A 7,681-nucleotide genomic window follows, 5' to 3' on the forward strand; every position below is an offset into this window, starting at 1 on the left:
GAGGGGTAGCTCCCAGAGCTTCTTTCCCAGTGCCTCCTCATATGTCATGCCCATCAGCTCTTGCGCCGCGATGTTGAGGTCAAGCACTCCCCCACAAGGCGAGAGTAAGCCCACAAAGTACGACATTTCATCCAGCATCACGCGCGTGGTGTTATGCTGAAGTTTTTTGAAAGAATGATCACTTTCTGTTAGAGGCACACTAGAGTTATGCCCCAATTCCGCAAAGACTTAACCTACTTTCTACACAAAATCTATAGTGAACGGGGCGTCTGGTAGCCTCGTACCTCGGCTGGAAAGCCCGTGCCAGGCTACAAACCAATGCCTCCAGCCCGGAACGGGCTTTACAGCCGAAGGCTACGCAGACGCCTCATTTCATGGGGCGGCGAACGATTCGTGATGTAGGGCGGGGAGATGGCAAAACAGCACCCACAACGCAAAATGCCCCTGGCACAGAGGTGTGCTAGGGACATTGGTTTTAAGAAAGAGTTGCTACACGAGCTCGCGTAGCTCCACTTGAACTTGGCTGCTGTGGCGCACTTCGATGCCACAGGCCTTGAGCAAACGCCCGACATAGCTCTCATGGTAGCGTACGCCGTAGGCTTGCTCAATCACTTCCGCGACCCGACGGTACGTCCAGACATCGTCGCTATAGCCCCACTCCCGTGCCCCCCGGCTCAGAAGCTGCGAGAGCCCCTGGCGCTGGCTACTGGTCAGGTGCGATGGAGCCCCGGTGGGCTTTCGGCGACGGAGCACCTCGACCGCACTCTCATCCGGCGCTTCCCGAATGCGCTTTACCCACTGGCTCACCGCGCCGCAGGTTACTCCCAGAGCTTCGGCAATATGCTTCTGCTTCCAGCCCTGCTTGTAGAGCTCCAGTGCCCGCAGACGTCGTCCCTCGCGCCAGTCCGATGCCGTATCCGACATCTTTTTGCTCAGGACACTTGCCGTCATATTACTCGTCGTTGTCATACCACTTGTCATCATGCCGCTCTCTCTTTAACTTCCGTTTTCGAATCCCCGTAGGTCGAAGTAGTGCTTGCACGTAACACCTGTTGGAGAGCATCCCACGATCCCAGCTCGTCTCGTGCTCCCTCTAAATAATGAAGATTGTACAGAGCGCTCAGAGCACTTAGCCCCACGCGCCGCGCTGCCCCTATCGGCAGTGCATAGCTTGCTTGCGCCATCAGGCGCAGCATGGTTTGCATCCATACCCCACGCTGTTTATGAGGCAGCGCAAGGTCAGCGATCAGGCGCGTGGCCCTCTGGCGTGAGGCATAGCCGTGGCGCACCACGTCCCAACCCGCATCGCCGCGCCGGGCCCGGATCACATCCAGCGTCCCGTAGGCATGAGGGACGCGTAGCCATGAGGCGAAAGTCCGCAGAGGCCGGTGAAGTGCTGCCAGAGCGGGATCGAAACGAAAATGCACCCCACAAGTCCGCTCCATCCGCGCTGCCAGCTCGACATCTTCCTGACGGGTAAAGCCCTCATCAAAGCCCCCCACCGCCTGAATATACTCCCGCCGCACCGATGCATTGCCGGTGTAGAAGTTATGCGGCCCACACTCGTCCTCGGCCCAGACTTTATTCTTCCAGGAGTCGTATTGTTTCTGAAGCATCGCGTGCTCCCAGGCAATCCAGACTGGCTCTAGAGACTGACGGTGCGGATCTGGCGACATTGGCCCAATCAGCACCAGCTTCGGATCGCGCCGATGGCGCTCTGCATGGCCTTTTAAGCACCCTGGCAGCGGCTCGACATCATCATCTAAGAAGACGATCACCTCACCGATTGCCTCTTCCACTCCCCGGTTGCGAGCCCGCGCTGGTCCTGCGTTTTCCTGAAAGATCGGGCGAATCTTAAAGGGCAGAGTCGCTGCCGTCCAGCCTACCAGCAGCGAATCGGTGGCATCCGTTGCACCATCAGAGACAACCACTACCTCAAAGCCGCCTTCAACGGGCTCCTGGTGCTTGAGCGCCTCCAGAGTGACACGCAGGCTCTCACAACGGTTATAGGTGGGGATCACCACACTGAGAAAGGGCATAAACTCTCGTTACCTTTTCGCTTACCGAACCTCGACCGCCTTGGCGGGAGTGCTCTCCGTCTCGTGCTGCCCACTCAGAATCACTCGATAGACTTGCTCCATCCGAGTGCACATCTGCTTGGGGGTGCTCTCACGAAGGACACGCTCCCTACCGGCTGCCCCCATCTTCTGACGTAGGGCCGGGTTCAGTGCTAGAGTACGCAACGAGTGTGCCAGTGTAGTAATATTGTAGGGCTGACTTAATAAACCAGTAATGTTATCTTCGACGATCTCCGGAACGCCCCCATTATTGTAGGCCACCACGGGTTTCCCTAGTGCCATCGCCTCCAAGTACACCATTCCCAGGGGCTCCTCAAAGCTTGGCATGGCATAGATATCAAAAGCGTTCATCAGGCGGGGGATATCGCGGCGGAAGCCCGTAAAGGTCACGTGATCCGCGATTCCTTTCTCCGCCACCAGAAGCTCAAGCTCCGCCAGGAAGCTCTTGCCTCCGGGATTGGCACGGGTATCATCCTCGCCAACAATCATCACGTGAAGCTTGGGAATCTCAGGCAGTAGCTCCGCCACGGCCTCTAAAAGCTCCCGCTGGCCTTTCCAGCGAAAGAGGCGAGAGCAGGCTCCCACTAAAATGGCATCTGGGGCAATTCCAAACTCTTGACGAACCTCCGCCGCATCGGTACGGGGGTTCCAGGTGCCATCGTAGTTATCGAGGGCATTGACCACTGTATGCACCCGACTTGCTGGGATACCTGCCTCCACAACCGTCCGCGAGACAAACTCCGACACCCCAATCACAGCATCCGCATGACGAAGCGCCCAGCGGACCATCGGGCTGAGCCAATCTGCATGGCGAACATGCATGTGAATGATACTCTTAGCTCCGGTGAGCTTACCCAGAAGCACTCCGTAGAAAGCATCGCGCGGCTTCTCCGTACAGTGAATCATCTGGATTTTCTCACGCTTAATATAGAGTGCCAGTGCCAGAAGACTCAGTGGCAGACGCGGCCCTTGTGTGAGGCCCAACCAGAGGCGCTCCTTAAGGGAACGAGAGAAAAAAGTAGGGCCAAACTCCGTGGGGCGAACCAGGATTCCGGGGATTTTCTCGATGCGGTCTATCACCGTCATAGGAGCATTCGAATCAGGCCGGTGATTGCAGGCCACATGCACTCTCACCTCCTCGTGATTGAGGTGTTGCATCAGCTGTGCATGGATTGCCGAGTCTGCGCCAAAGAACGTCTGGGACTGTAAAAAGAGCACTTGTTTCACATCTGTCATCCGGTTCATACCCGCACCTCCGTCTCTAGCGTGCGAATCACTCGAGCGGGGTTTCCTCCCACCAGCGTGTGAGGAGGGACATCTTTGGTAACAATAGCTCCTGCGGCAACCACAGCTCCCTGACCAATAGTCACACCAGGCAGGATCATCGCTCCCAGACAGAGCCAGACCCCATCTTCGATTACCACGGGGCGAGGAAGCAGCGCTCCTGCCCGATGGCACGGATCGTTGATCTCATGTGTGCCCGTGATGATAGTCACACCTGGCCCAAATGTCACATTATTGCCCACTGTCACCGGCGCACAACAGTCAATCGAGCTGGGTGGATAGATCAAGCAGTCACCTCCGATTGTCAGGTTGCGTACCGCATGCCGCCCTCCCCGGAGATGAAGTACTCCACGAATCATCGTTTTTGGGCCGATCTTGACCCCGGCACTCTGATAGACAATCCGCCGTAAGCGTCCTGCCATGTCCTCGGGTAAAGGCCGTACTAGTGCATGGGCTAGCATCAGTCGCCAGGGTACCCAACTCAGGCCCAGCTCGTCTCCCAAGGCATTCAGGATACGATGATGTCCTGGTTCTTGCTGTGAGATCGCTTTTTCCATCACTTGCTTTCCTTATCCAGAAACCGGATCACGCGCGCAGGTACCCCAGCGACTAAGGTGCAAGGAGCAACATCACGTGTCACCACAGCCCCCGCCGCAACCACTGCTCCTCGGCCAATACGAACACCCTTAAGCACTGTCACACGCGCCCCCAACCAAACGTCATCTTCAAGCACTACAGGAGCAGCAAGCCCCGGCTTCGTATGGTCATCGGTACTATGAAAATCAGAGTCCATAATCAGGGAGTAGTTACCAATGGCGCAGTTCTTCCCGATAGTGACGCGTTGCTGCGCCCCAATGGAGACCCCAGAGTTGATGTAGCACCGCTCCCCAATCTCAATAAGAGCTCCTGGACCCGCAGCCAGTTCGACGGGCACGTGGGTGGCACGAATGCGCACCCGCTCCCCAAGCCTCACATCACCTTCGATCTGGAGCTTGCCCCAGACCCGGATCCAAGTGCCACGTTGCGAACAACGACGCGTCTTGAAGAGACTGGTAAGTAACACCCATGCTGTCTGAAGCTTGTGTTTCATGTCTGCTCAACCTTACAAGTTCTATGCCAAGGTTAATGTCTTTATGTAAAGTGACTACCAGCTTTTAGGCCGTGCGACGCACTAGCATTCCCTGAAGCGCCTTCAGATCCGTGAGGCTCCAACAACGCAAGAGAACACAGGCAACAAGATAGAGCAGGGCACAAGGAAAAACCGCCCAGAGCCCAATGTTCGTTCCTAGAGAGAGAAAAAGCCCCAAAATCATCGGCACGGCAGCTAAGACATAGCGCATCAGCTGTGATGCAAGCCCCCCACTAAATAATCCACGCGGAAGAGCACGCCAGTAGACCCATCCTAGATAGACCTCGACAACCACATCCGAAATCATCGCACCCAGTGCAGCATTGCCCCAGAGCCGATGCCCGCCCCAGGAAAAGAGAATGCAGAGCGGAATCCCAAAGAGGCATGCAATGATCGAGCCACGTGTCTGCACAGCCTGACGATCCATCGCCATGACGAGAAGCCCCAGCACCGCTGTTACAAAATACAGAAGCATTCCGACTCCACCCACCGATAAAACAGGCACGGCCCCTAAATTTGCAGAGCCATAGAGAAGAGTGACGATGGGCTTTGCCAGAAAGGTTGCCGCGGCCGCAATGGGCAGACCAACGAGCAGCGTGATATCGAGGGCTTTCCTTGCAAGGCTGGCAAAACCGGCTCTATCCCCCGCCCCATGCAGGCGAGCCAGGGTGGGTAAGAGTGTCATGACAAGAGCCATGGGAAAGAACATCGCGGTTCCGACAAGCCGAAATGCCATGGCATACCAGCCCGCCTCGGCATCAGTCGCCACGGCCCCCAGAATGATAGGATCGGTCTGCCCATAGAGGGTTCGAAATACTAGGAGCCCCATAAATGGCAAGCTTGCCATGGCTAGAGCCTTCATGTCTGCAATCTTGGGTAAGGTGATCGTCTTGAGCAGCTCCCTCATCCCCGAAACATAGTAGACAAAAGTCACAAGACCCGTAACCGCAGAGATCGCAGCAATCATCCAAAGCGGAGCACGTAGTACAATCAATAAGAGAGTTGCCACTCCAAATGCAACTTTATCAAGCAGTGTCGCCCGATTGAAGCGCCCCATCTCCTCACGTCCCTGGTAGACACTCGCAAAAACATCATTTAGAACGAAAACAACCATGCCAGGGACACTGACCAAAATCAACAAACGCTTCTCCAGTGAGTATCCCATCAGGCAGGCAGCAAGATAAGCAAGAGGAATCGCGATAATGCCTAGGGCCAAGCGCAGAGTGAATGCGGAGATAAATAACGAGCCCGTACGGCTACGGTCTCGGGCAATTTCCTTAATCAAGACCTGTGAAGTGCCCAATGGAACAATGACACCGATCAGCATCACCATCGCGGAGCTAATGGCAAGCTTACCCATACCGCTATCGTGCACGTACCGCGGCAGATAGTAGGTCACCAAGGCTGTCATCGCCCAGGTAAAGAGCTGAGTCACCAAAGTGCCTACCATATTTTTCGCTACGCGGGCATTTTCAACACTCATCGTGCGCTCCTCGATGGCAGATGTGACGCCGCAGGTCGGTGTCGCGTAGGTTCCTGACCCCCAACTCTAGGGCGATAGCGTCGCTTCTTGGGATCATTAAGTGTCATTGCATTGGGTGCGATACCAACCATTGCTCCTATCCATATGGCCACAAAGATCATATTGCGGAAGTTGGAGAGCTGAAGATCAAGCAAACCAAAAACAAGTAACAGGCTCACGAGTATCAGTGTATAAAGAGCCACAAAACGGGGATAAGTATCCCCATCCCCACCAGTTTTCTGATCTTGAAAACGAATAATCCGACAGGCATAAACAATAATAGCGCATATCATCCCCCAGAACACTAAAAAACCAAGTGTTCCAATACGCATCCAAACCCAAAGAATCTGGTTATGTGGAAGCAAGGTATACCAAATATAAATATCTTTAATAGCATCCAGCGAAGCAGGGGTCAAAAATCGTTTTCCATACCCATAGCCAATAGCTGCTGAGACAGGTGAAGATCGCATCGTAAACATCAGATCATAATTTTCTGACTGACGATAGATATCTGAGCTAGAATCGCGCTCATTGGGTGAAATTGCAGAATTGATAGCACGAGCGGGACCTCCCAGAGCTCCAGAGCTATCTCTAAAAGCGATAAAATACGGAGGAAAAAGAACAATTATTGCCATCAACACGCGAATAATATTTTTTCTCGCACTGGGAAAACCTTTGTAAGCAGATAAAAACAAAACAGGCATCGCAATGACCATCGCAGCATACGCAGTACGACGGTTCGTCGTTATGTTTGCATACAGAACAAAAGGCAATAATGCCCACATTAGTATTTGTAATTTCTGTTGAACACGTGAAATTGACAATACCGATAACAAAATAATAAATGACACAAAGAAAAAAGCTTCTTCATGCGATCCAACACCACCATCTTGTATCTCACCATGAAATATTATCATATGCCTATATATATAGTTAAAAACCTTAAGAGTTATGCATATAAAAGTAATCCATATTAATTTATCAATATCTTTTCTCGTTTTAATAGCATTAACAGACAAGAAATAAGCAACTCCAAAATAGAACTGTGCACGAATTTCCTGAAGTGCCTCGTTAAAGTTACCCCCTGTTGCCATTCCATTGAACCAGCCAACAGCCACAAAACCCAAATATCCTAGAATCGGCCAAAATAGAGAACCACAACGAACATGAACCTGCTGACGTGTGGCAAAACGAAGTAGAGTCACCCCAGAAAAGATAATCAGAACCAGCTCAAAAAAATTGATCGGAGCCACTTTAGGATTTGTGCCAAGATAGTTCTCAAACATCGTGTTGATATTCCAGAAAAAAGGCACGGCATCTGTCAAGCCCTCGCCACTTTTAATCTGCTGAAAGATCTCAAAGAGAATCGCGGAGCCAAAGATCCCATATAAAGCAAGCCTTGGGAAGTACCATAAGACCGCAGGCAAGAGAGTCGCGGTGAGGAGCAGGATAGGCACCAAGAGTGTCGTCGGTTCCACTAGAACATACGACACTCCTGCCATAAGCGATAGTAGACCGGCAAAAATCCCTAAAAAGGTCTGCTGGAGACGCTGTCGCTTCTCTGTCTCACGAAGGCCAAGGACGTTTGTCGGCTGGTAGACCGGCTCATACCGTCGTCTCTTCACCACGTTACTTCCCTCCGATTCGCAGGAGAGTGGCGGAATAGGG

General features: G+C 53.1%; 7 protein-coding genes and 1 pseudogene. All 8 read right to left on the minus strand.

Annotation, left to right across the window (positions count from 1 at the left end):
* A pseudogene (locus tag RMO15_RS21980) lies at positions 1 to 198 on the minus strand (PAS domain-containing protein); the annotation flags it as partial.
* A 291-nt stretch (positions 199 to 489) separates the two neighbouring features.
* Entirely contained in the window at positions 490 to 984 is a 495-nt protein-coding gene (locus RMO15_RS21985) for a helix-turn-helix domain-containing protein (protein ID WP_309717218.1), read from the minus strand.
* Positions 981 to 2,039, minus strand: coding sequence for an exopolysaccharide biosynthesis glycosyltransferase EpsD (gene epsD / locus RMO15_RS21990; protein WP_309717221.1), 1,059 nt, complete (start codon positions 2,037 to 2,039; stop codon positions 981 to 983). The genes RMO15_RS21985 and epsD overlap by 4 nt, the downstream gene beginning before the upstream one ends.
* A gap of 21 nt (positions 2,040 to 2,060) precedes the next feature.
* The gene (locus tag RMO15_RS21995) at positions 2,061 to 3,314 is read right to left on the minus strand and encodes a glycosyltransferase family 4 protein (protein ID WP_309717224.1); all 1,254 of its coding nucleotides are present in this window, start codon (positions 3,312 to 3,314) and stop codon (positions 2,061 to 2,063) included.
* 5 nt (positions 3,315 to 3,319) lie between these two features.
* Positions 3,320 to 3,919: an acyltransferase gene (locus RMO15_RS22000; protein WP_309717227.1), complete on the minus strand. Its 600-nt coding sequence runs from the start codon at positions 3,917 to 3,919 to the stop codon at positions 3,320 to 3,322.
* On the minus strand, positions 3,919 to 4,452 hold the full coding sequence (locus RMO15_RS22005) for an acyltransferase (RefSeq protein WP_309717230.1): 534 nt from the start codon (positions 4,450 to 4,452) through the stop codon (positions 3,919 to 3,921). The genes RMO15_RS22000 and RMO15_RS22005 overlap by 1 nt, the downstream gene beginning before the upstream one ends.
* 64 nt (positions 4,453 to 4,516) lie before the next feature.
* On the minus strand, positions 4,517 to 5,974 hold the full coding sequence (locus RMO15_RS22010) for a flippase (protein WP_309717235.1): 1,458 nt from the start codon (positions 5,972 to 5,974) through the stop codon (positions 4,517 to 4,519).
* Positions 5,971 to 7,681, minus strand: a 1,711-nt coding sequence (locus tag RMO15_RS22015) for an O-antigen ligase family protein (protein ID WP_309717238.1), incomplete at its 5' end; no start/stop codon positions are given. The genes RMO15_RS22015 and RMO15_RS22010, both read right to left, overlap by 4 nt.

The organism is Armatimonas sp. (assembly GCF_031410135.1).
Lineage (GTDB): Bacteria > Armatimonadota > Armatimonadia > Armatimonadales > Armatimonadaceae > Armatimonas.